The sequence below is a fragment of the Pseudomonas citronellolis genome, from assembly GCF_029335315.1.
GTDB lineage: Bacteria > Pseudomonadota > Gammaproteobacteria > Pseudomonadales > Pseudomonadaceae > Pseudomonas > Pseudomonas citronellolis_A.
Window position 1 is genome coordinate 16,941 of sequence record NZ_JARJLT010000276.1, and the last position, 26,412, is coordinate 43,352.

The 26,412-nt window shown below is 66.4% G+C and carries 24 protein-coding genes; 10 read left to right on the forward strand and 14 right to left on the reverse strand.

The window, feature by feature from the left end; genetic code table 11:
- Positions 1 to 82 precede the first annotated feature (82 nt).
- Positions 83 to 706 (reverse strand): 23S rRNA (uridine(2552)-2'-O)-methyltransferase RlmE, encoded by a 624-nt coding sequence (rlmE, locus tag P3W75_RS20745; protein ID WP_276229188.1) that lies wholly within the window; start codon positions 704 to 706, stop codon positions 83 to 85.
- A gap of 78 nt (positions 707 to 784) precedes the next feature.
- Here rlmE and yhbY point away from each other — a divergent pair, with 78 nt between their 5' ends.
- The gene (yhbY, locus tag P3W75_RS20750; protein WP_276229189.1) at positions 785 to 1,099 is read left to right on the forward strand and encodes a ribosome assembly RNA-binding protein YhbY; all 315 of its coding nucleotides are present in this window, start codon (positions 785 to 787) and stop codon (positions 1,097 to 1,099) included.
- A 57-nt stretch (positions 1,100 to 1,156) separates the two neighbouring features.
- Here yhbY and P3W75_RS20755 read toward each other — a convergent pair whose 3' ends face one another.
- From P3W75_RS20755 to grpE, 9 genes are all read right to left on the reverse strand, one after another.
- Positions 1,157 to 1,561 (reverse strand): DUF4149 domain-containing protein, encoded by a 405-nt coding sequence (locus P3W75_RS20755; RefSeq protein ID WP_276229209.1) that lies wholly within the window; start codon positions 1,559 to 1,561, stop codon positions 1,157 to 1,159.
- A 10-nt stretch (positions 1,562 to 1,571) separates the two neighbouring features.
- Complete coding sequence (gene greA, locus P3W75_RS20760) at positions 1,572 to 2,048, reverse strand: transcription elongation factor GreA (protein ID WP_089390228.1); 477 nt, start codon at positions 2,046 to 2,048, stop codon at positions 1,572 to 1,574.
- Entirely contained in the window at positions 2,045 to 5,266 is a 3,222-nt protein-coding gene (gene carB / locus P3W75_RS20765; RefSeq protein WP_276229190.1) for a carbamoyl-phosphate synthase large subunit, read from the reverse strand. Before carB ends, greA begins: the two co-directional genes overlap by 4 nt.
- A gap of 19 nt (positions 5,267 to 5,285) precedes the next feature.
- Complete coding sequence (gene leuE, locus P3W75_RS20770) at positions 5,286 to 5,936, reverse strand: leucine efflux protein LeuE (RefSeq protein ID WP_276229210.1); 651 nt, start codon at positions 5,934 to 5,936, stop codon at positions 5,286 to 5,288.
- Between the two features lie 26 nt (positions 5,937 to 5,962).
- Positions 5,963 to 7,099, reverse strand: coding sequence for a glutamine-hydrolyzing carbamoyl-phosphate synthase small subunit (gene carA / locus P3W75_RS20775; RefSeq protein ID WP_276229191.1), 1,137 nt, complete (start codon positions 7,097 to 7,099; stop codon positions 5,963 to 5,965).
- Positions 7,100 to 7,438: 339 nt separating this feature from the next.
- On the reverse strand, positions 7,439 to 8,245 hold the full coding sequence (dapB, locus tag P3W75_RS20780; RefSeq protein ID WP_276229192.1) for a 4-hydroxy-tetrahydrodipicolinate reductase: 807 nt from the start codon (positions 8,243 to 8,245) through the stop codon (positions 7,439 to 7,441).
- A gap of 79 nt (positions 8,246 to 8,324) precedes the next feature.
- Positions 8,325 to 9,455 carry a molecular chaperone DnaJ gene (gene dnaJ, locus P3W75_RS20785; protein WP_276229193.1) on the reverse strand — a complete coding sequence of 377 codons (1,131 nt, stop codon included), beginning with the start codon at positions 9,453 to 9,455 and terminating at the stop codon, positions 8,325 to 8,327.
- Positions 9,456 to 9,577: 122 nt separating this feature from the next.
- Positions 9,578 to 11,494: a molecular chaperone DnaK gene (gene dnaK, locus P3W75_RS20790; RefSeq protein WP_276229194.1), complete on the reverse strand. Its 1,917-nt coding sequence runs from the start codon at positions 11,492 to 11,494 to the stop codon at positions 9,578 to 9,580.
- An 89-nt stretch (positions 11,495 to 11,583) separates the two neighbouring features.
- Positions 11,584 to 12,144 carry a nucleotide exchange factor GrpE gene (gene grpE, locus P3W75_RS20795; RefSeq protein WP_276229195.1) on the reverse strand — a complete coding sequence of 187 codons (561 nt, stop codon included), beginning with the start codon at positions 12,142 to 12,144 and terminating at the stop codon, positions 11,584 to 11,586.
- Positions 12,145 to 12,313: 169 nt separating this feature from the next.
- Between grpE and recN the strand changes: the two genes are divergently transcribed.
- Positions 12,314 to 13,990 carry a DNA repair protein RecN gene (gene recN, locus P3W75_RS20800; RefSeq protein WP_276229196.1) on the forward strand — a complete coding sequence of 559 codons (1,677 nt, stop codon included), beginning with the start codon at positions 12,314 to 12,316 and terminating at the stop codon, positions 13,988 to 13,990.
- 305 nt (positions 13,991 to 14,295) lie between these two features.
- Here recN and fur read toward each other — a convergent pair whose 3' ends face one another.
- Positions 14,296 to 14,700 carry a ferric iron uptake transcriptional regulator gene (fur, locus tag P3W75_RS20805; RefSeq protein WP_015478949.1) on the reverse strand — a complete coding sequence of 135 codons (405 nt, stop codon included), beginning with the start codon at positions 14,698 to 14,700 and terminating at the stop codon, positions 14,296 to 14,298.
- A gap of 96 nt (positions 14,701 to 14,796) precedes the next feature.
- Between fur and P3W75_RS20810 the strand changes: the two genes are divergently transcribed.
- Positions 14,797 to 15,330 (forward strand): outer membrane protein assembly factor BamE, encoded by a 534-nt coding sequence (locus tag P3W75_RS20810; RefSeq protein ID WP_276229197.1) that lies wholly within the window; start codon positions 14,797 to 14,799, stop codon positions 15,328 to 15,330.
- A 61-nt stretch (positions 15,331 to 15,391) separates the two neighbouring features.
- Here the strand turns inward: P3W75_RS20810 and P3W75_RS20815 are convergent, their stop codons facing one another.
- Together P3W75_RS20815 and P3W75_RS20820 are read right to left on the reverse strand one after the other, a co-directional pair.
- Entirely contained in the window at positions 15,392 to 15,700 is a 309-nt protein-coding gene (locus P3W75_RS20815) for an RnfH family protein (protein WP_276229198.1), read from the reverse strand.
- Positions 15,693 to 16,127 (reverse strand): type II toxin-antitoxin system RatA family toxin, encoded by a 435-nt coding sequence (locus tag P3W75_RS20820; protein WP_276229199.1) that lies wholly within the window; start codon positions 16,125 to 16,127, stop codon positions 15,693 to 15,695. The genes P3W75_RS20815 and P3W75_RS20820 overlap by 8 nt, the downstream gene beginning before the upstream one ends.
- Before the next feature lie 172 nt (positions 16,128 to 16,299).
- On the opposite strand from P3W75_RS20820, the gene smpB reads away from it, so the two are divergent.
- On the forward strand, positions 16,300 to 16,779 hold the full coding sequence (gene smpB / locus P3W75_RS20825; protein WP_276229200.1) for an SsrA-binding protein SmpB: 480 nt from the start codon (positions 16,300 to 16,302) through the stop codon (positions 16,777 to 16,779).
- A 49-nt stretch (positions 16,780 to 16,828) separates the two neighbouring features.
- On the opposite strand, the gene P3W75_RS20830 is transcribed toward smpB, so the two are convergent.
- Positions 16,829 to 17,593 carry an FCD domain-containing protein gene (locus P3W75_RS20830; RefSeq protein WP_276229201.1) on the reverse strand — a complete coding sequence of 255 codons (765 nt, stop codon included), beginning with the start codon at positions 17,591 to 17,593 and terminating at the stop codon, positions 16,829 to 16,831.
- A gap of 317 nt (positions 17,594 to 17,910) precedes the next feature.
- On the opposite strand from P3W75_RS20830, the gene P3W75_RS20835 reads away from it, so the two are divergent.
- The 6 genes from P3W75_RS20835 (at position 17,911) to P3W75_RS20860 (ending at position 26,407) form a co-directional block, all read left to right on the forward strand.
- The gene (locus P3W75_RS20835) at positions 17,911 to 19,587 is read left to right on the forward strand and encodes a lactate permease LctP family transporter (protein WP_276229202.1); all 1,677 of its coding nucleotides are present in this window, start codon (positions 17,911 to 17,913) and stop codon (positions 19,585 to 19,587) included.
- A gap of 73 nt (positions 19,588 to 19,660) precedes the next feature.
- Entirely contained in the window at positions 19,661 to 20,806 is a 1,146-nt protein-coding gene (lldD, locus tag P3W75_RS20840) for an FMN-dependent L-lactate dehydrogenase LldD (protein ID WP_276229203.1), read from the forward strand.
- 158 nt (positions 20,807 to 20,964) lie between these two features.
- Positions 20,965 to 23,778, forward strand: a complete 2,814-nt coding sequence (locus tag P3W75_RS20845) for an FAD-binding and (Fe-S)-binding domain-containing protein (RefSeq protein WP_276229204.1) — start codon at positions 20,965 to 20,967, stop codon at positions 23,776 to 23,778.
- A gap of 228 nt (positions 23,779 to 24,006) precedes the next feature.
- Positions 24,007 to 24,678, forward strand: coding sequence for a response regulator (locus P3W75_RS20850; RefSeq protein WP_276229205.1), 672 nt, complete (start codon positions 24,007 to 24,009; stop codon positions 24,676 to 24,678).
- Positions 24,675 to 26,075, forward strand: coding sequence for a sensor histidine kinase (locus P3W75_RS20855; protein WP_276229206.1), 1,401 nt, complete (start codon positions 24,675 to 24,677; stop codon positions 26,073 to 26,075). The genes P3W75_RS20850 and P3W75_RS20855 overlap by 4 nt, the downstream gene beginning before the upstream one ends.
- A 92-nt stretch (positions 26,076 to 26,167) precedes the next feature.
- Complete coding sequence (locus tag P3W75_RS20860) at positions 26,168 to 26,407, forward strand: hypothetical protein (protein WP_276229207.1); 240 nt, start codon at positions 26,168 to 26,170, stop codon at positions 26,405 to 26,407.
- Positions 26,408 to 26,412 lie beyond the last annotated feature (5 nt).

Here is a 26,412-nt window from a genome sequence, read left to right on the forward strand (position 1 = left end):
TAACCCTTTATGAACCCCGGCACGAGCCGGCACAAGCCCTACTTGCGTGCAGTGGACGGAGCTACGGCCCATTCGTCGCAGTCTAGGCCCCGCGGAAGCCCCGTGCGAGCAGATATTGCTCGCGGGAACGGTCGCGGGACGACAGCGGCTTGCGCATCTGCACCTTGTCGAACCCTTCCCGCACGCTCTTCAGGTAGGTATCGAAACCCTCGCCCTGGAAGATCTTGATCAGGAAGTCGCCGCCCGGTCGCAGTACCCGGGTGCACAGGTCCAGCGCCAGCTCGCAGAGGAACATCGCGCGCGGCATGTCCACGGCGGGCAGTCCACTCATATTGGGGGCCATATCGGAAATCACAAGGTCTACCGGATTTTCTCCGATGGCCTCGAGCAACTGGGCGAAGACCGCGTCCTCGGTGAAGTCGCCCTGGATGAAGGTGACGTCGGGGATGCTGTCCATCGGCAGGATGTCCGAGGCGATCAGGGTGCCCTTGTCGCCGATCACCCGGCTGGTGACCTGCGACCAGCCGCCCGGCGCGGCGCCGAGGTCGACCACGGTCATGCCCGGGCGCAGGATGCGATCCTTCTCCTGAATCTCCAGGAGCTTGTAGCTGGCGCGCGAGCGGTAACCGTCGCGCTGTGCCATCTTCACGTAAGGGTCGTCGAAATGTTCTTTCAGCCAGCGATGGCTAGTCTTGGAACGGGCCACGTATTACCTCGTCTGAGCGGCACCCGGTTAAACCGTAATTCGGGTAGAATATCCGCCTTTTTTACCAGGGGTCTGATTATGGCGCTCTCTCAGGAGCAGAAGAAACAGTTCAAATCTATCGGTCACCACCTGAAACCCGTATTGATCGTCGCAGAGAACGGTCTTACGGAAGGTGTCATGGCCGAGCTGGAGCGTGCGCTCAACGATCACGAACTGATCAAGGTGCAGTTCCGCATCACCGAGCGCGAGGACCGTCGCGCGCTGATCGACGAGCTGTGCCGGAACGGCAGCTGCGAACTGATCCAGACCATCGGCAAGATGGCCCTGGTCTACCGTCGCAACGCCAAGCCGAACCGCAACCTGTCCAACGTCGCCCGTTTCAGCGGCCTGTGACAGTGTAGGACGGACCGGGCGCCAAGGCGCGCCCGGCCGGCTTTTCCCGCCCGGCGCTCAGCGCGCCGCGTCGCGGCCCGGCACCGGCTGCAGCACCAGCAGCACGCCGCACAGGGCCAGCACCACGTAATTGAACATCAGCCAGCGCTGGGCCTCCGGCAGCAGCCGATCGACCAGCAGGTAGCTGGCGACCATCACCAGCACCGTCAGCAGCAGTTGCCCGCGCATCTCGCGCCAGAGGCTGGCGAAGCCCTGGGCGCTCACCAGCACCAGCGCCTGGAGCAGCGCGCAGAAGCCGGCGAAGCCGACCAGCAGCGGCGTCAGGGCGTCGGCCACCGACTGCACCAGCAGCGGTGCCAGGCCGACCTTGTCGAGCGCCGGCAGAACCACGAAACGCAGCAGCCAGAGGCCGCCGACCCAGAATGTCTGGGCCAGCAACCAGCTGGCTGCGGCGGCTTTCAGTGGACGCGGATCAGGCGTGGCGGACTTCAACGATCTCGTACTCGACGTCGCCACCCGGGGTCCGCACCAGCACCGCATCGCCTTCGGTCTTGCCGATCAGCGCGCGGGCGATCGGCGAGTTGACGGAGATCTTGCTGCGCTTGATGTCGGCTTCGTCGTCGCCGACGATCTGGTAGGTCACGGTCTCGTCGGTCTCGACGTTGGCGATGTCCACGGTGGTGCCGAAGATCACCTTCCCGGTGTGCGGGATGGTGGTCACGTCGATGATCTGCGCGTTGGACAGCTTGGCCTCGATGTCGCGGATACGCGCCTCGGACATGCCCTGCTGTTCACGGGCCGCGTGATACTCGGCGTTCTCCTTGAGGTCACCCAGCTCGCGCGCCTCAGCGATCGCCTGGGTGATCTGCGGGCGCAGAACCGTCTTCAGGTGCTTCAGTTCTTCTTCCAGGGCGCGAGCGCCCTGGACGGTCATCGGGAATTTGCTCATGCGTTGATTCCTGCATGCAGATCCTGCAGGCGGCGCACGGTCTTCTCGGGACCGAACTTGAGCGCCTCGCAGATCGCCTGCCCCGCCGCGATGGTGGTGGTGCAGTAGATCTTGTGCTGCAGAGCGTTGCGACGGATGGAGTAGGAGTCGGCGATCGACTGACGCCCCTCGGTGGTGTTGATGATCAGGGTGACTTCGTCATTCTTGATCATGTCGACCACGTGCGGACGGCCTTCGGTCACCTTGTTCACGCGGCGCACCGGCAGGCCGGCTTCCTCGATCACCTTGGCGGTACCGGCGGTGGCGACCACTTCGAAGCCCAGCGCGACCAGGTCACGGGCGACCTGCACGGCTTGCGGCTTGTCGTCCTCGCGGACGCTGATGAAGGCGCAACCGGCGTTCGGCAGGATTTCGCTGGCGCCCAGCTGGGCCTTGGCGAAGGCTTCGCCGAAGCTGTCGCCGACACCCATGACTTCGCCGGTGGATTTCATTTCCGGGCCAAGGATCGGGTCGACGCCCGGGAACTTGGCGAACGGGAACACCGCTTCCTTGACGCTGAAGAACGGCGGGATCACCTCTTCGGTGAAGCCGACTTCGGCCAGGGTGCGGCCGGCCATGACGCGCGCCGCGACCTTGGCCAGCGACTCGCCGATGCACTTGGAAACGAACGGCACGGTACGCGAGGCGCGCGGGTTCACTTCGATGACGTAGATGTCCTCGCCCTGCACGGCCATCTGCACGTTCATCAGGCCGACCACGCCGAGCTCCAGGGCCATTTTCTTGACCTGCTCGCGGATCTCGTCCTGGATGTGCTTGGGCAGCGAGTACGGCGGCAGCGAGCAGGCGGAGTCACCGGAGTGCACGCCAGCCTGTTCGATGTGCTGCATGATCGCGCCGATCACCACGGTCTCGCCGTCGCAGACAGCATCGATATCCACTTCGATGGCGCAGTTCAGGAAGCGGTCCAGCAGCACCGGGCTGTCGTTGGAAACCTTCACCGCTTCGCGCATGTAGCGCTTGAGCTCTTCTTCCTGGTAGACGATTTCCATCGCGCGGCCGCCCAGTACGTAGGACGGGCGCACGACCATCGGGTAGCCGATGCTCTTCGACAGGGCCAGGGCTTCGTCTTCGCTGCGCGCGGTGGCGTTGGCCGGCTGGCGCAGGTTCAGGCGCTGGACCATCTGCTGGAAGCGCTCGCGGTCTTCGGCGCGGTCGATGGCGTCCGGGCTGGTGCCGATGATCGGCACGCCGGCTTCTTCCAGGGCGCGGCAGAGTTTCAGCGGGGTCTGGCCGCCGTACTGGACGATCACGCCCTTGGGCTGCTCGACGCGGACGATCTCCAGCACGTCTTCCAGGGTCACCGGCTCGAAGTACAGGCGGTCGGAAGTGTCGTAGTCAGTGGAGACGGTCTCCGGGTTGCAGTTGACCATGATGGTCTCGTAGCCGTCTTCGCGCATCGCCAGCGCGGCGTGTACGCAGCAGTAGTCGAACTCGATGCCCTGACCGATGCGGTTCGGACCGCCGCCGAGGATCATGATCTTGTCGCGGCCGGACGGGTTGGCCTCGCACTCTTCCTCGTAGGTCGAGTACATGTAGGCGGTATCGGTGGCGAACTCGGCGGCGCAGGTGTCCACGCGCTTGTACACCGGCAGCACCTTCAGCTTGTGACGGTGGCTGCGCAGGTTCTTCTCGGTGACGCCAAGCAGCTTGGCCAGGCGCGAGTCGGAGAAGCCCTTGCGCTTGAGCTTGCGCATCAGGTCGGCGTCGATGCCGGAGAGGCCGAGGGTCTGGACCTTCTCCTCTTCCTTGATCAGATCCTCGATCTGCACCAGGAACCATTCGTCGATCTTGGTCAGGTTGAAGACTTCCTCGACGCTCTTGCCGGCGCGGAAGGCGTCGGCCACGTACCAGATACGCTCGGCGCCCGGCACGGTCAGCTCGCGACGCAGGGTGCCTTCGGCTTCCGGGTCGTTCAGGTCGAGCTTCGGATCGAAACCGGCGACGCCGACTTCCAGGCCGCGCAGGGCTTTCTGCACCGACTCCTGGAAGGTACGGCCGATGGCCATGACTTCACCCACGGATTTCATCTGGGTGGTCAGGCGGGCGTCGGCCTTGGGGAATTTCTCGAAGGCGAAACGCGGGATCTTGGTGACGACGTAGTCGATCGCCGGCTCGAAGGACGCCGGGGTGCGGCCGCCGGTGATGTCGTTCTGCAGCTCGTCGAGGGTGTAGCCGACGGCCAGCTTGGCAGCGATCTTGGCGATCGGGAAGCCGGTGGCCTTGGAGGCCAGGGCGGAGGAACGCGACACGCGCGGGTTCATCTCGATCACGACCATGCGGCCGGTGTCCGGGCAGATGCCGAACTGCACGTTGGAGCCGCCGGTTTCCACGCCGATCTCACGCAGCACCGCCAGGGAGGCGTTGCGCATGATCTGGTATTCCTTGTCGGTCAGGGTCTGCGCCGGCGCGACGGTGATCGAGTCGCCGGTGTGCACGCCCATCGGGTCGAAGTTCTCGATGGCGCAGACGATGATGCAGTTGTCCTTCTTGTCGCGGACAACCTCCATCTCGTATTCCTTCCAGCCGATCAGCGATTCGTCGATCAGCAGCTCGCTGGTCGGCGACAGGTCGAGGCCGCGGGCGCAGATTTCCTCGAACTCTTCACGGTTGTAGGCGATGCCGCCGCCGGTGCCGCCCATGGTGAAGGACGGACGGATGATGCAGGGGAAACCGACCTGCTCCAGCACGCCGTAGGCTTCTTCCATGCTGTGGGCAATGCCCGAGCGCGGGCAGGCCAGGCCGATGTCCTTCATGGCCTTGTCGAAGCGCGAACGGTCTTCGGCCTTGTCGATGGTGTCGGCGTTGGCGCCGATCATTTCCACGCCGAACTTCTCCAGCACGCCGTGGCGCTCGAGGTCCAGGGCGCAGTTCAGCGCGGTCTGGCCGCCCATGGTCGGCAGCAGGGCGTCGGGACGCTCCTTCTCGATGATCTTGGCCACGGTGGCCCACTTGATCGGCTCGATGTAGGTGGCGTCGGCCATGGCCGGGTCGGTCATGATGGTGGCCGGGTTGGAGTTCACCAGGATGACGCGGAAGCCTTCTTCCTTCAGGGCCTTGCAGGCCTGGGCGCCGGAGTAGTCGAATTCGCAGGCCTGGCCGATGACGATGGGACCGGCTCCGAGGATCAGGATGCTCTTGATGTCTGTACGCTTGGGCATGGGACTCTCGTTGCAATATTCAGGAAAGGGTTGCGCTGGCCAGCTTCACGCCAAAGCCGACGAACAGGGCGCCGACACCGCTGGAAGCGCCGGCGGCCAGGCGTTGCCGACGGCGGAACCAGGCCGCCAGGCGCACACCGGAAAAGATCAGGAAGCTGAGGTAGAGGGCGCTGATGACCTCGAGGATCGTGCCCAGCACCAGGAACGACACGCCGGGGTAGGCGTAGCCCGGGTCGACGAACTGGATGAAGAAGGACACGAAGAAGAGGATCGCCTTGGGGTTCGACAGGCTCAGCAGCAGCGCCTTGCGGAACGGCTGGGCGACATCGACATCCTTCACCGGGGCGACTTCGGTCAGCGGGCGGCGCAGCTTCTGCAGGCCGCCACGGAGCATGCCGAGGCCCAGGTAGAACAGGTAGGCGGCGCCGACGTACTTGAGGCCGAGGAACAGCATCGGCTCGGCCTTGAGCAGCGAGGCGATGCCCAGGGCCGACAGCAGCATCAGCACGGCGTCGCCGAGGAACACCGCGCTGGCCGCCCGGTAGCCGGCGCCGACGCCGCGCTGGGCGGCGGTGGCGAGCACGAACAGCGAGTTCGGCCCCGGCAGCAGGACGATGAACAGCGTGCCCAGGACGTAGGTCCAGAGGTCGGTGATTCCCAGGGTCGGCATCATCTTCGCTTACCTCTTCGCCGATCTCAGCGACGCTCGGCCATGGCCGAGATGAAACGGTCGAACAGCGGCGCGACGTCGTGCGGGCCGGGGCTGGCTTCCGGGTGGCCCTGGAAGCTGAAGGCGACCTTGTCGGTACGCTCGATGCCCTGCAGGGTGCCGTCGAACAGCGACTTGTGGGTAGCGCGCAGGTTGCCCGGCAGGGTTTCTTCTTCCACCGCGAAGCCGTGGTTCTGGCTGGTGATCATCACCACGCCGCTGTCCAGGTCCTGCACCGGGTGGTTGGCGCCATGGTGGCCGTGGCCCATCTTCAGGGTCTTGGCGCCGGAGGCCAGGGCCAGCAGCTGGTGGCCGAGGCAGATGCCGAATACCGGGATCTCGGTCTCGAGGAACTCGCGGATGGCCTGGATGGCGTAGTCGCACGGCTCGGGGTCGCCAGGGCCGTTGGAGAGGAAGATGCCGTCCGGGTTCAGCGCCAGCACTTCGCTGGCCGAGGTCTGCGCCGGCACCACGGTCAGGCGGCAGCCACGAGCGACCAGCATGCGCAGGATGTTCAGCTTGACGCCGAAATCGTAGGCGACCACGTGGTACGGCAGGTCGGCGGCGGCGATTTCCGGGTGGCTGTCGGTTTCCAGGTTCCACACGCTGGAGCGCCACTCGTACTTCTCGGTGGAGGACACCACCTTGGCCAGGTCCATGCCCTTCAGGCCGGGGAAGGCGCGCGCCAGCTCCAGGGCCTTTTCCTCGGTGGCGTCGTCGCCGACCAGGATGCAGCCGTTCTGCGAACCCTTCTCGCGCAGGATGCGGGTCAGGCGGCGGGTGTCGATGCCGGCGATGGCGACGGTGCCGTTCTCTTTCAGGTAATCCGGCAGCGACTGCTTGTTGCGCCAGCTGCTGGCCAGCAGCGGCAGGTCGCGGATGATCAGGCCGGCGGCCCAGACACGGTTGGCCTCGGCGTCTTCCGGGGTGGTCCCGGTGTTGCCGATGTGCGGGTAGGTCAGGGTGACGATCTGCTGGGCATAGGAAGGATCGGTAAGGATTTCCTGGTAGCCGGTCATGGCGGTGTTGAACACCACCTCGCCGACGGTGTGACCGTCGGCACCGATGGCGTCACCGCGAAAAATGCTGCCGTCGGCAAGTGCAAGTATGGCTGGCTTAGTCAAGAAGACCTCCCGTAAATCAAGCCTGGCTGGGCGTACGCAGGTTGTAAAAAAGCGGGATGACATCTGATGAGGTCATCCCGCTTTTTATTTGGTTCATTCTGCGCTGCTTTTAGTGGACACACTAAATCTGTAGTTTACAGAAACGCGACATAATGGTCCACCTTTTGCACGACGTACGGCGCTACCGCTGGGTCGTGTCAGAACCTGTTCACGACCTCGCGAGCTAGAGCAGAGCTAGGCGAAAACAGGCGAGAGCGCGCAGTTTAGGCTGCTAAATGAGCATCGCTCGCCTGTTTTCAACGCCGCTATGCCGACGCGCAGCAGATCGTGACGGGTTCTTCAGCGCAGGCTGAGGACGTCCTGCATGTCATACAGGCCGTTACCCTGCCCTTCCAGCCAGAGCGCCGCGCGCACCGCGCCACGGGCGAAAGTCATGCGACTGGAGGCCTTGTGGGTGATCTCCACGCGCTCGCCGTCAGCGGCGAACAGCACGGTGTGGTCGCCCACCACGTCGCCGGCGCGCACGGTGGCGAAGCCGATGGTCTCGCGCTCGCGGGCGCCGGTCTGGCCCTCGCGACCGTAGACCGCCACCTTCTCCAGGTCACGCCCCAGGACGTTGGCCACCACTTCGCCCATGCGCAGGGCGGTGCCGGACGGCGCGTCGACCTTGTGCCGGTGGTGAGCCTCGATGATCTCGATATCCACTTCGTCGCCGAGCACGCGGGCAGCGGTGTCCAGCAGCTTCAGGCAGAGGTTGACGCCGACGCTGTAGTTGGCGGCGAAGACGATCGGAATCTCCTTCGCGGCCTCGCCCAGCAGGGCCTTTTCCTCGGCGCTGAAGCCGGTGGTGCCGATGACCATGGCCTTGCCGGCCTTGCGGCAGACTTCCAGGTTCTTCAGGGTCACGCTGGGGTGGGTGAAGTCGATCAGCACGTCGAACTCGTCGACCACCTTCGCCAGGTCACCCGACAGCGGCACGCCGATGCGGCCAAGGCCGGCCAGCTCGCCGGCGTCGGCACCGACCAGGGTGCTGTCTGGACGGTCGATCGCCGCGGTAAGGCCGGCGCCACCATTGGTCTGCTGCACCGCCTCGATGAGAATCTTGCCCATGCGCCCGGCGGCGCCCATTACGGCTATACGTCGCATAAAACCAGCTCCAAGCTGCAAGCCGCAGGCCGCGGGCGCAGCTCATGGGAGCTGCGGCCCGCGACTTGCGGCCCTGAGGTCATAGATCGTCGAAGAAGCGCTTCATGCCTTCGAACCAGCCACTAGCCTTGGGCGAGTGGGACGTATCGCCCTGCAGGCTGCCACGGAACTCTTCCAGCAGTTCGCGCTGACGCTTGTTCAGGTTCACCGGCGTTTCCACGACGACGCGGCACATCAGGTCGCCGGCGCCACCGCCGCGCACCGGGGCCACGCCCTTGCCGCGCAGGCGGAACAGCTTGCCGGTCTGGGTGCCCTCGGGGATCTTCAGCTTGACCCGGCCATCCAGCGTCGGCACTTCCAGCTCGCCACCCAGGGCGGCGTCGGCGTAGCTGATCGGCACTTCGCAGTACAGGTGCTTGCCGTCGCGCTGGAAGATGTCGTGCTCACGCACGTTGACCACCACGTAGAGGTCGCCCGACGGGCCACCGTGGGCCCCGGCTTCGCCTTCGCCGGTCAGGCGGATGCGGTCGCCGGTGTCGACGCCGGCCGGCACTTTCACCGACAGGGTCTTGTGCTCCTCGACACGGCCCTGGCCGTGGCAGGTGCCGCACGGGTCGCTGATCATCTTGCCGTTGCCATGGCAACGCGGGCAGGTCTGCTGCACCGAGAAGAAGCCCTGCTGCATGCGCACCTGGCCGATGCCGCCGCAGGTGGTGCAGGTGACCGGCGAGGTGCCGGGCTTGGCGCCGCTGCCGCTGCAGGTCTTGCAGCCGACCAGGGTGGGCACGCGGATGGTCACGGTGGTGCCGCGAACCGCGTCTTCCAGGTCCAGGTCGAGGGTGTAGCGCAGGTCCGCGCCACGCTGCGGGCCGCCACGGCCACCGCCGCGACCGCCGCCCCCGAAGAAGTCGCTGAAGACGTCGCCGAAGATGTCCGAGAAGCTCGCGCCGCCGCCGAAGCCGCCACCGCCGCCACCCATCTGCGGGTCGACGCCGGCGTGACCGTACTGGTCGTAGGCCGCGCGCTTGCTGGCGTCGGACAGGATCTCGTACGCCTCGTTGGCCTCCTTGAATTTATCCTCGGCCTCCTTGTCGCCGGGATTGCGGTCCGGGTGGTACTTCATGGCCAGCCGGCGATAGGCCTTTTTCAGGTCCGCTTCGCTGGCGCCACGCTCGACACCCAGTACCTCGTAGAAATCACGTTTGGCCATAAATTCTTTGCACCTTGAAAACCTCTCCCCCAGACACGCCGACGCGGGAGCAAGCCCCCGCGCGACGTTTCATGCGCACCGACACGCTGGTCGGTGCGCCGGAGCGGAAGCAAGCACGCGGCTTACTTGTTCTCCTTGACCTCTTCGAACTCGGCGTCGACCACGTCGTCGCCGGCCTTGTGGTCGGCATCGCCAGCCTGGGCTTCGGCGCCCGGCTGCGGCTGCTCGGCGTACATCTTCTGCGCCAGCGGGGTGGACGCCTGGGACAGCGCGTTCATCTTCGCTTCGATATCGGCCTTGTCGTCGCCCTTCACGGCGGCTTCCAGGTCGCTCAGCGCTTTCTCGATGGCTGCCTTTTCCTCGGCGGTGGCCTTGTCGCCAGCCTCGGTGACCATCTTGCGAGTCGCGTGGACCAGCGCGTCACCCTGGTTGCGGGCGGCGGCCAGTTCCTCGAACTTGCGGTCTTCCTCGGCGTTGGCCTCGGCGTCACGCACCATTTGCTGGATCTCGTCCTCGGACAGACCGGAAGAGGCCTTGATCACGATGGACTGCTGCTTGCCGGTGGCCTTGTCCTTCGCGCCGACGTGCAGGATGCCGTTGGCGTCGATGTCGAAGGTCACTTCGATCTGCGGTACGCCGCGCGGGGCCGGCGGAATGTCGGCCAGGTCGAACTTGCCCAGCGACTTGTTCTGCGCGGCTTGCTTGCGCTCGCCCTGCAGCACGTGGATGGTCACGGCGCCCTGGTTGTCGTCGGCGGTGGAGAACACCTGCGACTTCTTGGTCGGGATGGTGGTGTTCTTGTCGATCAGCGCGGTCATCACGCCACCCAGGGTTTCGATACCCAGGGTCAGCGGGGTGACGTCGAGCAGCAGGACGTCCTTGACGTCACCGGCCAGCACGGCGCCCTGGATCGCGGCGCCCATGGCGACGGCTTCGTCCGGGTTGACGTCCTTGCGCGCTTCCTTGCCGAAGAACTCGGCGACGGTCTTCTGCACCAGCGGCATACGGGTCTGGCCACCGACGAGGATCACTTCGTCGATCTTCGACACGTCCAGGCCGGCGTCCTTCAGGGCTACGCGGCAGGGCTCGATGGTACGGGTCACCAGGTCTTCCACCAGGGACTCCAGCTTGGCGCGGGACACCTTCACGTTCAGGTGTTTCGGGCCGCTGGCGTCAGCGGTGATGTACGGCAGGTTGACGTCGGTCTGCTGGGTCGAGGACAGCTCGATCTTGGCCTTCTCGGCAGCCTCTTTCAGGCGCTGCATGGCCAGCGGGTCGCCCTTGAGGTCCATGCCGGTTTCTTTCTTGAACTCGTCGACGAGGTAGTCGATCAGGCGCAGGTCGAAGTCTTCACCACCGAGGAAGGTGTCGCCGTTGGTGGCCAGCACTTCGAACTGGTGCTCGCCATCGACTTCGGCGATCTCGATCACCGACACGTCGAAGGTACCGCCGCCCAGGTCGTAGACGATGATGGTGTGGTCGCCCTTGGCCTTGTCCAGGCCATAGGCCAGGGCTGCCGCGGTCGGTTCGTTGATGATGCGCTTGACGTCCAGACCGGCGATACGGCCGGCGTCCTTGGTGGCCTGGCGCTGGCTGTCGTTGAAGTAGGCCGGGACGGTGATGACCGCTTCGGTGACCGGCTCGCCCAGGTAGTCCTCGGCGGTCTTCTTCATCTTCTTCAGGACTTCGGCGGAGACCTGCGGCGGAGCCATCTTCTGGCCCTTGGCCTCGACCCAGGCGTCGCCGTTGTCAGCCTTGACGATGTTGTAAGGCACCATCTTGATGTCTTTCTGCACGACGTCTTCTTCGAAGCGACGGCCGATCAGACGCTTCACCGCGTACAGGGTGTTCTTCGGGTTGGTGACCGCCTGGCGCTTGGCCGGCTGGCCGACCAGGATTTCGCCGTCGTTGGCGTAGCCGATGATCGACGGGGTGGTGCGAGCGCCTTCGGCGTTCTCGATCACCTTGACGCTACCGTTTTCGAGGATGGAGACGCAGGAGTTGGTGGTCCCCAGGTCGATACCGATGATTTTGCCCATATTCACTCTCCAGAAATTAGATTCCGTGCTGATCCCGCTGCGGACCTTGTGCTCGGTTGATTACCCAGATGGGGACCGGGTGGTGGATTTCAAGCCTTTTCGTCGATCGAAGGCGGGGTCTGTTCAGGCGCCTTGCTGACCACCACCATCGCCGGACGCAACAGGCGACCGTTGAGCAGGTAGCCCTTCTGGAACACCTTGACCACGCTGCCGGGCTCCAGGTGAGCGCTCTCCTGCATGGCCATCGCCTGATGGTGCTCGGGGTTGAACGGCTCGCCGTGGGGGTCGACCGGTTCGAGGTTGTAGCGCTTCAGGGTGTCGTGGAACATCTTGAGGGTCAGCTCGATGCCTTCGCGCATCGGCTTGATCGCCTCGTCGTCCGGGTTCGACATCTCCAGCGCGCGCTCCAGGGTGTCGACCACCGGCAGCAGGTCGCCGGAGAACTTCTCCAGGGCGAACTTGTGCGCCTTCTCGACATCCTGCTCGGCGCGACGGCGCACGTTCTGCAGCTCGGCGGCGACGCGCAGGCTCTGGTCCTTGGCGGCAGCGACCTGCTCCTCAAGCTCCAGCACGCGGGCGTTCAGGTCGCCGGCGGCCTGTTCCGGCTGCTCGTTCTGTTGCGAATCCTGAGTCTGTTGCTCGTCAGACATGCCTCTCTCCTAAAAAAAGAAAAAGCCTTTGAAAACAAAGCGAACCCAATGGCTCGCAGCTCTGCCGGCTATATGGGGTCCATTTGCGCCGGTTCAAGGGGCGAGCGGTGAATTGCCACAGCGGAAAAATACTGTATAAATAACCAGATCTTTCACCGGAGCCGCCACCATGCTGGTCCACCTGTCCGTGCACAACTACGCCATCGTCGAGCATCTCGATCTCGAGCTAGCCGCCGGCATGAGCGTGATCACCGGTGAAACCGGCGCCGGCAAGTCGATCATGCTCGACGCCCTCGGCCTGGCCCTGGGCGACCGCGCCGACAGCGGCGTGGTACGCCCCGGCGCGGACAAGGCGGACATCCTCGCCAGCTTCGACGTCAGCGCGATAGCCGAGGCCCGCGACTGGCTCGCCGAGCGCGACCTGGAGCAGGACGGCCCGTGCATCCTGCGCCGGGTGATCACCGCCGAGGGACGCTCGCGTGGCTACATCAACGGCACGCCCTGCACCCTGGGCGACCTCAAGGCCCTGGGCGAGCTGCTCATCGACATCCACAGCCAGCACGAACACCAGTCGCTGCTGAAGGCCGACACCCACCGCCGCCTGCTCGACGAGTACGCCGCCAGCCAGGAGCTCGCGCGCCAGGTACAACTGGCCGCACAGCGCTGGAAGCAGACGCGCCACGAGCTCGACCGCCTGTCGCGCAGCGGCGACGAGCAGCGCGCCCGCCACCAGCTGCTCAGCTACCAGCTCGACGAACTGGACAACCTCGCCCTGGGCGACAACGAGCTGCAGGAACTGGAGAACGAGCACCGCACCCTGAGCAACGCCGGCGCGCTGCTCGGCGCCTGCCGCCAGGTGGTGGACATGTGCAGCGAAAGCGACGCCGGCAACGTGCTTTCGGTGCTGACCGCCGCACTCAACCGCCTGACCGCCTTCCAGAGCCAGCCGCAGGCGCTGGGCGAGGCGGTGACCCTGCTCTCCAGCGCGCAGATCCAGGTTGAGGAAGCGGTGGGCGAGCTGAACCGCTTCGTCGACAACTTCGATGCCGACCCCGGCCGCCTGCAACTGCTGGAAGAACGCATGGATGCCATCTATGGCCTGGCCCGCAAGCACCGCGTGCAGCCCCACGAACTGCTGGAGCTGCAACAACGCCTGCTCGACGAACTGGAGGCGCTGAACGCCGACGACGAGGCGCTCGAACGCCTCGGCGAGGAACTGGCCGCCTACGCGCGCCACTACCAGGAAAAGGCCGGCGAGCTCAGCACCCTGCGCCGCCAGGCCGCGCCGCAGCTGGCCGCTCTGGTGGAAACCGAAATGCAGCGGCTGGGCATGCCCGGCGGGCGCTTCGCCATCGAACTGCGCGATGCGCCGAACGACGAACCGCAGGTCAACGGCCTGGAGCAAGTGGAATTCCTCGTCAGCGCCAACCCCGGCCAGCCACTCAAGGGCCTGGCGCGGGTCGCCTCCGGCGGCGAGCTGTCGCGCATCAGCCTGGCCATCCAGGTGATCACCGCGCAGACCTCGCGCATCCCCACCCTGGTGTTCGACGAAGTGGACGTCGGCATCGGCGGCCCCACCGCCGAGGTGGTCGGGCAGCTGCTGCGTCGCCTGGGCGAGCGCGGCCAGGTACTGACCGTGACCCACCTGCCGCAGGTCGCCGCCCAGGGCCACCAGCACCTGTTCGTGCACAAGGAGCGCGGCAGCAGCGAGACCCGCACCGCCGTGGCCAACCTGAAGAAGGCCGAACGCATCGAGGAAATCGCCCGGATGCTCGGCGGCGTGGACATGACCAAGGAATCCCTGGCCCACGCCCGCAAGATGGTGGACCGCGCACTGCAAGGCTGAAAATCGCAGGAGCGGATTCCGTCCGCGATTCGCGTAGGGCGCATAACCGTTCGCGGTTATCCGCCGCCGGCCAATGCACCAATGCCCGATGAAAACGGCGGATAACGCCGTAGGCGTTATGCGCCCTACGAGGGAATGGCATGGATTGGGGCCGTGCAGCGGATCTCATCCGCGAGTCGCACTGGAACCTTCGACTATCTCGGACCAGGCGCCCTCTACCCACCAACGTTGCTTGAAACGCCCACCGCACACCCCGGAAACGAAAACGGCGACCCGAGGTCGCCGTTTTCACGTTCAAGGCACGCTTATTTCTTCTTGCGCACGTACAGGACCAGGTTGTGGTCCACGAGCTCGAAGCCGCGCTCCCTGACGATTTCCTTCTGGCGCTTCTCGATCTCCGAGTCCATGAACTCGATGACTTCGCCGGTATCCACGCAGACCATGTGGTCGTGGTGGCCGCTATCGGCCAGTTCGAACACCGCGTGACCGCCATCGAAATTGTGGCGCACCACCAGACCGGCGGCTTCGAATTGGGTCAGAACGCGATACACGGTAGCCAGACCGACATCCTCGCCAGCCTCCATCAGCGCCTTGTAGACATCCTCGGCGCTCATGTGGCGCTGCTCGGCGGAGTCGAGCATCTGCAGGATCTTGACGCGCGGCAGGGTGACTTTAAGGCCGGCCTTGCGCAGTTCGCTATTTTCAACCATGTGTGCTTTCTCGGCGCGGAATGCTTCGCAGCATCCTTCAATGCAGGTATGATCGGGATTTCGTCGCCCAGCCAAGATAGTGGAAGTCACCCCCTGATGCAAAACACCAAGCTCATGCTGACCAGTCTCGCATTCGCGATGGGGCTAGCCGCACTCGCCGGTTGTTCTTTCCCGGGGGTCTACAAGATCGACATCCAGCAAGGCAACGTCGTGACACAAGACATGATAGACCAGTTGAAGCCGGGAATGACCCGACGCCAAGTGCGGTTTATCATGGGCAACCCGCTGATCGTCGACACCTTCCACCCCGAGCGCTGGGACTACCTGTACAGCATCCAGCCCGGTGGCGGTCAGCGCCAGCAGGAGCGCGTCTCGCTGCAGTTCAACAAGGACGATCAGCTGATCGGCCTGAACGGCGACTTCCGCCCCGGCGTGAGCCGCGACGAGGCCATCCTCGGCAAGGAATCCACGCCCTCCTCGCCCGAGCAGCCGCAGCAGCAGAAGCCGGAACAACCCAAGGAAACGCCGGCCAAGCCGGGCTCCGTGGAAGAGCAACTGCAGCGCGAAGTCGACGAGGCCAAACCGGTCGCCGTACCGACTCCGGAACCGCTGGAGAAAAATCCGCAGTAATTCTGCGGCGCAGAAAAAAGCCCGGCCAATGCCGGGCTTTTTCGTATCCAGAGGTAACGCCTCAGCCCTTCTCCGCCTTCGCGCGAGCCGCGCGGCGCTTGCGCACTTCCTTGGGGTCGGCGATCAACGGCCGGTAGACCTCGACCCGCTCGCCCTCCTCCAGCACCCGGGAATCCGGGTCGACCACCGCCTTGCCGAAAATCCCCAGCGGGCTGTTCGGCACATCCAGCTCGGGAAATTGCGCGGCGATGCCGGAGAGCGCCACCGCCTCGCGCACGCAGGTGCCGTAGGGCACGCTCAGGCGCAGCAGGCGCTGCCGCTCGGGCAGCGCGCAGACCACCTCGATGGCAATGCTGCGCGTCTCAGCCATGCAGCTGCTTGGCGCGCTGGCAGAAGGCGTCGACCATGGTATTGGCGGCCTGGGTGAACAGCGGACCGAGGGTCGCCTTGACCAGGGCGCCGGCGTAGTCGAAGGTCAGGTCGAGGGTGATCTTGCAGGCCTTGTCGCCGAGGGCCTTGAAGGTCCACACGCCATGCAGCTCGGAGAACGGCCCCTCCTCCAGGTTCATCTCGATGCTCTGCCCGGGCACCAGCACGTTGCGCGTGGTGAAGCGCTGCGACAGGCTGCCCTTGGCCACGCCAAGCTCGGCGCGCATCGCCGTCTCGCTCTCCTCCAGCACCTTGCTCGTCGAGCACCAGGGGAGGAACTCCGGATAGCGCGCCACATCGTTGACCAGGTCGTACAGCGCCTTCGCGGGGTAAGGCAGCAGGGCCGAACGCTGGATATGCGTGCTCATAAGGGTCTCGCTTCTGCAGTGGCGGACGCCGGCGGGCCGGCTTCCATCGGTACGAAAAACAGCGCGCATTCTCCGAGATTAGCCACCCACCCTCAAGCGCGCATCCCGCCGCACCCCGAATTGACCGCCGCCGATGGCGGCGCGGCGAGCGACTCCCTATAATGCGCGGCCTATGGCTAAACAGAAGAAACACCCTCAGGGGACCATCGCGCAGAACAAGAAGGCTCTGCACGACTACTTCATCGAGCAACGCTTCGAGGCGGGCATCGCCCTCGCCGGCTGGGAGGTCAAGAGCCTGCGCGCGGGCAAGGCCCAGCTGGTGGACAGCTACGTGCTGCTCAAGGACGGCGAGGCCTGGCTGCTGGGCAGTCACATCACCCCGCTGACCACCGCCAGCACCCACGTCATCGCCGACCCGGTGCGCACGCGCAAGCTGCTGCTGCACAAGCGCGAGCTGGGCAAGCTGTTCGGCGCGGTGCAGCAGAAGGGCTACGCCTGCGTGGCGCTGTCGATGTACTGGAAGAAGCACCTGATCAAGTGCGAGATCGCCTTGGCCAAGGGCAAGAAAGAGTACGACAAGCGCGACACCGAGAAGGAACGCGATTCCGATCGCGAGATCCAGCGCGCCATTCGGCACGGCAAGGACGACTGACCCAGCCGCTTTGCGCAGGAGCGAGCCAGCTCGCTCCTGCCGGTTCGATTCAGACGCCCAGGCGGCGCTGCGCGCGCTGCAGGCGGCGTACTTCGTCCTGCGATTCTTCCAGCACTTCCTGCACGTAGGAAATGTGCCGGTGCGAGATATCCCGCGCCTCCTCGGCCTTGCCCTGCATGATCGCGTCGTACAGCTCGCGGTGCTGGCGCATCAGCTGCTCGCGGGTTTCCGCGCGCTGGGCGTACATGCCGCCGATGTTGGTCACCACGTTGTGCTTGAGCAGGTCGAACAGGCCGCGAATGGTATGCAGCAGCACCGTGTTGTGGCTCGCCTCGGCGATGGCCAGGTGGAAGCTCGCGTCCGCCGCCCCCTCCTCTTCGCTGACCTTGTCGTTGCGCTGGTAGCAGTCCTGCAGCGTCTCGAAGGCGCTGGTCAGGCGCTGATGGTCCACCTCGGTGGCGCGCAGCGCGGCGTAATAGGCGCATGAGCCTTCCAGGGTGTGGCGGAACTCCAGCAGGTCGCGCTGCGCCTCCGGGTTGCTCTCCAGCAGGTGCAGCAGCGGGTCGCTGAATGTCGAGCCCAGCGCCTCGGCCACATAGTTGCCGCCACCCTGGCGGCTGATCAGCAGCCCCTTGGCCACCAGCTTCTGGATCGCCTCGCGCAGCGACGGCCGCGATACCCCGAACTGCTCGGCGAGCACGCGCTCGGCAGGCAGGCGTTCGCCGGCCTTGAGCGTGCCTTCGAGGATCATCGCCTCTAGGCGCTCGACAATGTCGTCCGACAAGCGGCGCTGCCGCACCTGACTGAAAGCCATTCTTTCCAACCTCATTCGCCGCGCCATCGCGGGGCCATTGCGCAAGGGCGCGCAGCCTACCCAGCGACGGGGCCGGCAACAAGCCCATCCAGCGGCGGGCGCGCGTTGTCCGACAAAAGTTGTAGCACCGCAAATTGACAGGCTACAGGCCATGCTTTTACCCTGAGCACTCGCTTTTGTAAATTGGTCTTACCAATTTTTCAGAGGTAACGCCGAGACGTTCATCCGCCCGACGCCACTGCCCTTCCGGAGTGGGCGGCCAACTCCACGACACGGCGCAAGACTCCAATCAAAAAACAATTAGGAGCCACAAGAGCATGCAAACCTGGCAGCAGATCTACACCCCGCTCGGCAGCCTCGGCCTGTCGGCGCTGGTCGCCGTGATCCCGATCGTATTCTTCTTCCTCGCCCTCGCCGTGTTCCGCCTCAAAGGCCACGTCGCCGGCACCATCACCCTGATCCTGTCCATCATCGTCGCCATCGCCGCCTACGGCATGCCGGTCGGCAAGGCCCTGGGCGCCGCCTTCTACGGCTTCCTCTACGGCCTCTGGCCGATCGCCTGGATCATCATCGCGGCGGTGTTCCTGTACAAGCTGACGGTGAAGAGCGGGCAGTTCGAGATCATCCGCAGCTCGGTGCTCTCGATCACCTCCGACCAGCGCCTGCAGGTGCTGCTGATCGGCTTCTCGTTCGGCGCCTTCCTCGAGGGCGCGGCCGGCTTCGGCGCACCGGTGGCGATCACCGCCGCCCTGCTCGTCGGCCTGGGCTTCAACCCGCTGTACGCCGCGGGCCTGTGCCTGATCGCCAACACTGCGCCGGTGGCCTTCGGCGCCCTGGGCATCCCGATCATCGTCGCCGGCCAGGTCTCGGGCATCGACGCCTTCAAGATCGGCGCCATGGCCGGCCGCCAGCTGCCGCTGCTGTCGTTGCTGGTACCGTTCTGGCTGGTGTTCATGATGGACGGCGTGAAAGGCGTGAAGGAAACCTGGCCGGCCGCCCTGGTCGCCGGCGGCAGCTTCGCCGTCAGCCAGTACTTCACTTCCAACTTCATCGGCCCGGAACTGCCGGACATCACCTCCGCGCTGATCAGCCTGGTGTGCCTGACCCTGTTCCTCAAGGTCTGGCAGCCGGCCAACGCCACCGAAGTGCTCGGCGTCTCCGGCGGTGCAGCCGTCGCTGGCGGCGGCAGCGCGCCGCGTGCCGAACCCTCGCCGTACAGCGCCGGCGAGATCATCAAGGCCTGGTCGCCGTTCCTGGTGCTCACCGTGCTGGTCACCATCTGGACCCTGAAACCGTTCAAGGCCATGTTCCTGCCCGGCGGCGCGCTCTATAGCCTGGTGTTCAACTTCCCGATCCCCGGCCTCGACCAACTGGTGTTCAAGGGCCCGCCGATCGCCGCGGCCGCCACCGCCCTGCCGGCCGTGTTCAAGTTCGACCCGCTAGCCGCCACCGGCACCGCGATCCTGATCTCCGCGATCATCTCGATGGTCATCCTGCGCATCACCGCGAAAACTGGTCTGACCACTTTCAAGGAAACCCTGATCGAGCTGAAGTGGCCGGTGCTGTCCATCGGCATGGTGCTGGCGTTCGCCTTCGTCACCAACTTCTCCGGCATGTCCACCACCCTGGCGCTGGTGCTCGCCGGCACCGGCGCGGCCTTCCCGTTCTTCTCGCCGTTCCTCGGCTGGCTGGGCGTGTTCCTGACCGGTTCGGACACCTCCTCCAACGCGCTGTTCGGCGCCCTGCAGGGCACCACCGCGCACCAGATCGGGGTCAACGACACCCTGCTGGTGGCCGCCAACACCACCGGCGGCGTGACCGGCAAGATGATCTCGCCGCAATCCATCGCCGTGGCCTGCGCCGCCACCGGCATGGTCGGCAAGGAATCCGACCTGTTCCGCTTCACCCTGAAGCACAGCCTGCTGTTCGCCGCGGTGATCGGTGTGATCACCCTGCTGCAGGCCTATGTCTTCACCGGCATGCTCGTTCACTAAGCTGTACCTGCCGGGCTCCCGCTGCGTAGCGGGGCCCGGCCCTCACCGTCCACCCCAACCGGTGCCCTGCCAGATGATCATTTCCGCCTCCACCGACTACCGCGCCGCGGCCCAACGCAAGATTCCGCCCTTCCTGTTCCACTACGCAGATGGCGGCGCCTACGCCGAGCACACCCTGCGCCGCAACGTGGCGGACCTGTCGGACATCGCCCTGCGCCAGCGCGTGCTGAAGAACATGTCCGAGCTGAGCCTGGAAACCCGGCTGTTCAACGAGACCCTGGCGATGCCAGTGGCCCTCGCCCCGGTCGGCCTGACCGGCATGTACGCCCGCCGTGGAGAAGTACAGGCGGCGCGCGCGGCGGCGTCGAAGGGCGTGCCCTTCACCCTGTCGACCGTCTCGGTATGCCCGATCGAGGAAGTGGCGCCGGCCATCGACCGGCCCATGTGGTTCCAGCTCTACGTGCTGAAGGACCGCGGCTTCATGAAGAACGCCCTGGAGCGCGCCAAGGCCGCCGGGGTCACCACCCTGGTGTTCACCGTGGACATGCCGGTGCCCGGCGCCCGCTACCGCGACGCGCACTCCGGCATGAGCGGCCCGAACGCCCCCATGCGCCGCATGTGGCAGGCCATGACCCATCCGCAGTGGGCCCTGGACGTGGGCCTGCTCGGCCGCCCGCACGACCTCGGCAACATCTCCAGGTACCGTGGCAACCCCACCGGCCTGGCCGACTACATCGGCTGGCTGGGCGCCAACTTCGACCCATCGATCTCCTGGAAGGACCTGGAATGGATCCGCGACTTCTGGGACGGCCCGATGGTGATCAAGGGCATCCTCGACCCGGAAGACGCCAGGGACGCGGTGAAATTCGGCGCCGACGGCATCGTCGTCTCCAACCACGGCGGCCGCCAGCTCGACGGCGTACTCTCCAGCGCCCGCGCCCTGCCGGCCATCGCCGACGCGGTGAAGGGCGAGCTGACCATCCTCGCCGACTCCGGCATCCGCAACGGCCTCGACGTGGTGCGCATGATCGCCCTCGGCGCCGACAGCGTGCTGCTCGGCCGCGCCTTCCTCTACGCCCTGGCGGTGGACGGCGAAGCCGGCGTGCGCAACCTGCTGGAGCTGATCGAGAAGGAAATGCGCGTGGCCATGGTGCTGACCGGCGCCAAGACCATCGGCGAGATCAGCCGCGATTCGCTGGTCCGCGAACTGGGCGCCTGAAGCCCCCCAGCTTGCTCGCGAACCTGCCCAACTCCGAGCCCACCGGGTTCGCGAGCAAGCTCGCTCCTACAAAAGAACGTGCCCGCGCGCGTTCGAACCAAAAGAACACCGATGGGCCGTCCAGCGGTCCACGCTCACCGATGATGACCGGAGCCGCCATGAGCTTGCCCGCCGCTTTCCTCGACACGGTAGAACACCTGATCCCGCGCGAGCGGCGTTTCGATGATCCCCTCTCGACCCTGGCCTTCGGCACCGACGCCAGCTTCTACCGGCTGATCCCCAAGCTGGTGATCCGCGTCGAGAGCGAAGACGAGGTGCGCACCCTGCTGCGCGCCGCTCACGCCCAACAAGTGGCGGTGACCTTCCGCGCGGCCGGCACCAGTCTTTCCGGCCAGGCGGTCAGCGACTCGGTGCTGCTGGTCCTCGGCGACAACTGGAACGGCCGCGACATCCGCGCCGGCGGCGAGCAGATCCGCCTGCAGCCCGGCGTGATCGGCGCGCAGGCCAACGCCTGGCTGGCGCCCTTCGGCCGCAAGATCGGCCCGGACCCGGCCTCGATCAACGCCTGCAAGATCGGCGGCATCGTCGCCAACAACGCCAGCGGCATGTGCTGCGGCACCGCGCAGAACAGCTACAACACCCTGGCCGGTATGCGCCTGCTGCTGGCCGACGGCACCCTGCTGGACAGCGAGGACGAGGCCAGCCTCGACGCCTTCCGCGCCAGCCATGGCGACACCCTGGAGCGCCTGGCCGAGCTGGGCCGGCAGACCCGCGCCAACCCCGAGCTGGCAGCGAAGATCCGCCACAAGTACCGGCTGAAGAACACCACCGGCTTCTCCCTCAACGCGCTGGTGGACTACGACCAGCCGCTGGACATCCTCACCCACCTGATGGTCGGCTCCGAGGGCACCCTCGGCTTCATCAGCGCGGTGACCTACGACACCGTGCCGGACCACCCGCACAAGGCCAGCGCGCTGATCGTCTTCCCCGACGTGGAAACCTGCTGCAAGGCCGTGCCGGTGCTCAAGCTGCAGCCGGTGTCCGCCGTGGAGCTGCTCGACCGCCGCAGCCTGCGCTCGGTAGAGAACATGCAGGGCATGCCGGTGTGGGTGAAGAGCCTGTCCGCCGGCGCCTGCGCGTTGCTCATCGAATCCCGCGCGGCCACCCAGACGCTGCTGCACGAACAGCTGGCGCAGATCATGGCCTCCATCGCCGACTTCCCGGTGGAGAAACAGGTCGACTTCAGCGAAGACCCGGTGGTCTACAACCAGCTCTGGCGCATCCGCAAGGACACCTTCCCGGCTGTGGGCGCGGTGCGCGAGACCGGCACCACGGTGATCATCGAGGACGTCACCTTCCCCGTCGAGAAGCTGGCCGAAGGCGTGAACCGCCTGATCGAGCTGTTCGACAAGCATGGCTACGACGAGGCGATCCTGTTCGGCCACGCGCTGGAGGGCAACCTGCACTTCGTCTTCACCCAGGGCTTCGATTCGCCCGCGCAGGTGGCGCGCTACTCGGCCTTCATGGACGACGTGGCGCACCTGGTGGCGGTGGAGTACGGCGGCTCGCTGAAGGCCGAGCACGGCACCGGGCGCAACATGGCGCCCTTCGTCGAGCTGGAGTGGGGCCACGACGCCTACCAGCTGATGTGGCAGCTCAAGCGCCTGCTCGACCCGCAGGGCATCCTCAACCCCGGGGTGATCCTCACCGACGACCCGCAACTGCACCTGAAGAACCTCAAGCCGCTGCCGGCCGCCGACGAGATCGTCGACAAGTGCATCGAATGCGGCTTCTGCGAGCCGGTCTGCCCGTCCAAGGGGCTGACCCTCAGCCCGCGCCAGCGCATCGTCATGTGGCGCGACATCCAGGCCAAGCGCCGCAGCGGCATCGACACCACGCAGCTGGAGCGCGACTACCAGTACCAGGGCATCGACACCTGCGCCGCCACCGGCCTGTGCGCCCAGCGCTGCCCGGTGAACATCAACACCGGCGAGCTGGTGAAGAAACTGCGCGGCGAGGAAACCCGCCACCCCGGCACCGCCACCTGGCTGGCGCGCAACTTCGCCACCGCCATGCAGGGCGCGCGCTTCATGCTCCACGTCGCCAACGGCGCGCGCAGGCTCCTCGGCGCGCCGCGCCTGGCCAGCGTCAGCGCCTCCATCAGCCACGCCAGCAAGGGCCGCGTGCCGCAGTGGAACCCGGCGATGCCGCAACCGGTGCGCCTGCCGGCGCCACCGCGCAGCCTCGACGACAGCCGCCCGCGCGTGGTCTACCTGACCGCCTGCGTGTCCCGCGCCATGGGCCCGGCAGCCAGCGACGAAGAGCAGGTGCCGCTGATCGACAAGACCCGCCAGCTACTGGAGAAAGCCGGCTACCAGGTGGTGTTCCCGGACAACGCCGACAACCTCTGCTGCGGCCAGCCGTTCGCCTCCAAGGGCTACCAGCAGCAGGCCGACGACAAGCGCGACGAGCTGCTCGCCGCGCTGCTGCAAGCCAGCCGTGGCGGCCTCGACCCGATCTACTGCGACACCAGCCCCTGCACCCTGCGCCTGGTCCAGGACCTGGCCGACAGCCGGCTGAAGATCTACGATCCGGTGAAGTTCATCCGCAGCTTCCTGGTCGAGCGCCTGGAGTTCCAGCCGCTGGACAAGCCGGTGGCGGTGCACGTCACCTGCAGCACCCAGCACCTGGGCGAAAGCCAGGCGCTGATCGACCTGGTGCGCCGCTGCGCCAGCGAAGTGGTAATCCCCGAGGGCATCCACTGCTGCGGCTTCGCCGGCGACAAGGGCTTCACCACCCCGGAACTCAACGCCCACTCGCTGCGCAGCCTGAAGGACGCGGTGCAGTACTGCGACGAAGGCGTCTCCACCAGCCGCACCTGCGAGATCGGCCTGAGCGCCCACAGCGGCATCGACTATCACGGCGTGGTCTACCTGGTGGACCGCGTCACCCGCCCGCGCGCGCAGGCGTAGACCCGCGGATCAGCCCCGCGTAGGGCGGATAACCGTTCGCGGTTATCCGCCGCTGCCCCGGCACATCACGGCCCGGGCACGATGGCGGATAACGCCGTAGGCGTTATTCGCCCTACGTGGCTGTCTTAACCGCGCGTTAAGCGAGCGCTGCCAGCCTCTGCCGCGAAACCGCCGCTGCGGCTATCCTGCTCGGAACGCTCGCGGCGCCCCCGCGAAAGAGGACGGAACATGCGAATCCTGCTGGCTGAAGACGACCCCCTGCTGGGCGACGGCATCCGCGCCGGGCTGGGCCTGGAAGGCGACACCGTGGACTGGGTCACCGACGGCGTGGCCGCCGACCAGGCCCTGGCCACCGACGAATTCGACCTGCTGGTGCTCGACCTCGGCCTGCCGCGCCGCGACGGCATGGAAGTGCTGCGCGGCCTGCGCAAGCGCGGCGACATGACCCCGGTGCTGATCCTCACCGCCCGCGACAAGGTGGCCGACCGCGTCGCCGGCCTCGACGCCGGCGCCGACGACTACCTGAGCAAGCCCTTCGACCTCGACGAACTGCTGGCCCGCGTGCGCGCCCTCACCCGCCGTCACACCGGCCGCGCCCAGCCGCTGCTGGAACATGGCGAGCTGCGCGTGGACCCGGCCACCCACCACGTCAGCCTGGCCGGCGAGCAGGTGGAACTGGCGCCGCGCGAATACGCGCTGCTGCGCCTGCTGCTGGAACAGCGCGGCAAGGTGCTTTCGCGCACGCGCCTGGTCGAGGCGCTGTATGGCTGGGACGGCGAGCTGGAAAGCAACGCCATCGAGGTCCACGTGCATCACCTGCGGCGCAAGCTCGGCAACGAGCTGATCCGCACCGTGCGCGGCATCGGCTACGGTATCGACCGACCCAAGGACGGCGCTTGAGCGGCAACGGTCGCGCGCACCGCGCCGGTTCGCTGAGCCGGCGCCTGCTGCTGTTGCTGATCGGCGGCGTGACCCTGTGCTGGCTGCTGGCCGGCACCCTCACCTACCACCTGGCGCTGCGCCAGGTGAACCGCCTGTACGACGAGGACATGGTCGACTTCGGCGAGGCCGCGCTGCGCCTGGTCGACGTCGCCGACGACCACATCTCCCCCGGCGGCATGGGCGAGCTGATCGCCCGCAGCCGCAAGGCCATCGAGGGCCTGCCGCTGGTGCGCCGCGAATCCGCCCTGGGCTACTCGCTGTGGTACACCGACCAGCGCCTGTTCGCCACCCCCGGCCTGCCGCCCGAAGCCGAGCAGCAGGGCCCCGGCTTCTCCGAGCTGGAACAGGCCGGCAACCACTGGCGCATCCTGCAACTGAGCACCAGCGACCAGCGCGCGCGCATCTGGATCGTCGAGAACCTCCACCACCGCAGCCACACCCTGCACCTGCTGCTGCTCAGCGCACTGTTCCCGCTGCTGCTGGCCCTGCCGTTGCTCGCCCTGCTGGTGTGGCTGGGGGTCAGCCGTGGCCTGGCGCCCTTGTACGGGCTGACCGCGCAACTGCACCAGCGCAGCGCGCGCAGCCTGCAGCCGCTGGCGCTGAACCGCGCGCCGGTGGAAGTGCACAGCCTGGTCAACGAACTCAACCTGCTGCTGGAGCGCCTGGGCCAGGCGATGGAAGCCGAGCGCCGCCTGACCAGCGACGCCGCCCACGAAATCCGTACGCCGCTGGCCAGCCTGCGCACCCACGCCCAGGTGGCGCTGCGCTCCTCCGACCCGGCGGTGCACGCCCACGGCCTGCAGCAGGTCAGCCGCAGCGTCGAGCGCATCGGCACGCTGATGGAGCAGATCCTCCTGCTGGCGCGCCTGGACAACGAAGAACTGCACGAGACCTTCGCCCGCGTCGACCTCGCCCAGCTCAGCGAGGAAACCATCGCCGAGCTGGCGCCCCAGGCCATCGACAAGCGCATCGAGCTGACCCTGGACAGCCAGGGCGGCGCGATCATGGGCGTGCCGGTGTGGCTGGGCATCATGCTCGGCAACCTGGTCGGCAACGCCCTGCGCTACACCCCCGAGGGCGGCCACGTGGAAGTGCGCCTGGCGACCGTCGACCAGCAGGTACAGCTGTGGGTGCTGGACTCCGGCCCCGGCGTCGTCGCCGCCGAGCAGGCGGCCATCTTCACCCGCTTTTACCGCAGCCCCAGCGTGGCCGCCGGCAGCGGTGGCAGCGGCCTGGGCCTGCCGATCGTCAAGCGCGTGGTGGAGATCCACCAGGGCCGCATCAGCCTGCACCCCGGCCTGGGCGGCGCAGGCCTTGGGGTACTGGTGGAGCTGCCGTCCGCGCAGAATTCCTGAACCCCGGCGAGCCACGGGCGGTCCACCGTTCAGGCCCCGCTCGCCTGGCGAGACGCCGCCTGTGCCATGTTCAGCCTTACAGGTATCGCACCATGAAAACCGCCATTCTGTTCATCAGCGCCGCGCTGCTCGCGTCGCCGGTTTTCGCCGCCGACCGCTGCGACGACAACCTGCAGAAGATCGACGAGAGCATGCAGAGCACCCACCGCAGCGACAGCGTTCAGGAGCAAGCCATGCGCCTGCAGGAAAAAGCCGCCCAGGCCCAGGAGCAAGGCAATACCAAGGCCTGCGTCGCCATGACCGAGAAGGCCCTGAAACTGCTGAAAAGCTAGACCAG

Bases quoted from the DNA above. Each gene is read 5' to 3' on its own strand.
- recN (WP_276229196.1), top strand. From the start codon at position 12,314: ATGCTGGTCCACCTGTCCGTGCACAACTACGCCATCGTCGAGCATCTC.
- P3W75_RS20835 (WP_276229202.1), top strand. From the start codon at position 17,911: ATGCAAACCTGGCAGCAGATCTACACCCCGCTCGGCAGCCTCGGCCTG.
- greA (WP_089390228.1), bottom strand. From the start codon at position 2,048: ATGAGCAAATTCCCGATGACCGTCCAGGGCGCTCGCGCCCTGGAAGAA.
- grpE (WP_276229195.1), bottom strand. From the start codon at position 12,144: ATGTCTGACGAGCAACAGACTCAGGATTCGCAACAGAACGAGCAGCCG.
- lldD (WP_276229203.1), top strand. From the start codon at position 19,661: ATGATCATTTCCGCCTCCACCGACTACCGCGCCGCGGCCCAACGCAAG.
- smpB (WP_276229200.1), top strand. From the start codon at position 16,300: ATGGCTAAACAGAAGAAACACCCTCAGGGGACCATCGCGCAGAACAAG.
- P3W75_RS20845 (WP_276229204.1), top strand. From the start codon at position 20,965: ATGAGCTTGCCCGCCGCTTTCCTCGACACGGTAGAACACCTGATCCCG.
- yhbY (WP_276229189.1), top strand. From the start codon at position 785: ATGGCGCTCTCTCAGGAGCAGAAGAAACAGTTCAAATCTATCGGTCAC.
- P3W75_RS20820 (WP_276229199.1), bottom strand. From the start codon at position 16,127: ATGAGCACGCATATCCAGCGTTCGGCCCTGCTGCCTTACCCCGCGAAG.
- P3W75_RS20815 (WP_276229198.1), bottom strand. From the start codon at position 15,700: ATGGCTGAGACGCGCAGCATTGCCATCGAGGTGGTCTGCGCGCTGCCC.
- dapB (WP_276229192.1), bottom strand. From the start codon at position 8,245: ATGCGACGTATAGCCGTAATGGGCGCCGCCGGGCGCATGGGCAAGATT.
- dnaK (WP_276229194.1), bottom strand. From the start codon at position 11,494: ATGGGCAAAATCATCGGTATCGACCTGGGGACCACCAACTCCTGCGTC.
- P3W75_RS20810 (WP_276229197.1), top strand. From the start codon at position 14,797: ATGCAAAACACCAAGCTCATGCTGACCAGTCTCGCATTCGCGATGGGG.
- leuE (WP_276229210.1), bottom strand. From the start codon at position 5,936: ATGCCGACCCTGGGAATCACCGACCTCTGGACCTACGTCCTGGGCACG.
- P3W75_RS20830 (WP_276229201.1), bottom strand. From the start codon at position 17,593: ATGGCTTTCAGTCAGGTGCGGCAGCGCCGCTTGTCGGACGACATTGTC.
- carB (WP_276229190.1), bottom strand. From the start codon at position 5,266: ATGCCCAAGCGTACAGACATCAAGAGCATCCTGATCCTCGGAGCCGGT.
- fur (WP_015478949.1), bottom strand. From the start codon at position 14,700: ATGGTTGAAAATAGCGAACTGCGCAAGGCCGGCCTTAAAGTCACCCTG.
- dnaJ (WP_276229193.1), bottom strand. From the start codon at position 9,455: ATGGCCAAACGTGATTTCTACGAGGTACTGGGTGTCGAGCGTGGCGCC.
- P3W75_RS20850 (WP_276229205.1), top strand. From the start codon at position 24,007: ATGCGAATCCTGCTGGCTGAAGACGACCCCCTGCTGGGCGACGGCATC.
- P3W75_RS20860 (WP_276229207.1), top strand. From the start codon at position 26,168: ATGAAAACCGCCATTCTGTTCATCAGCGCCGCGCTGCTCGCGTCGCCG.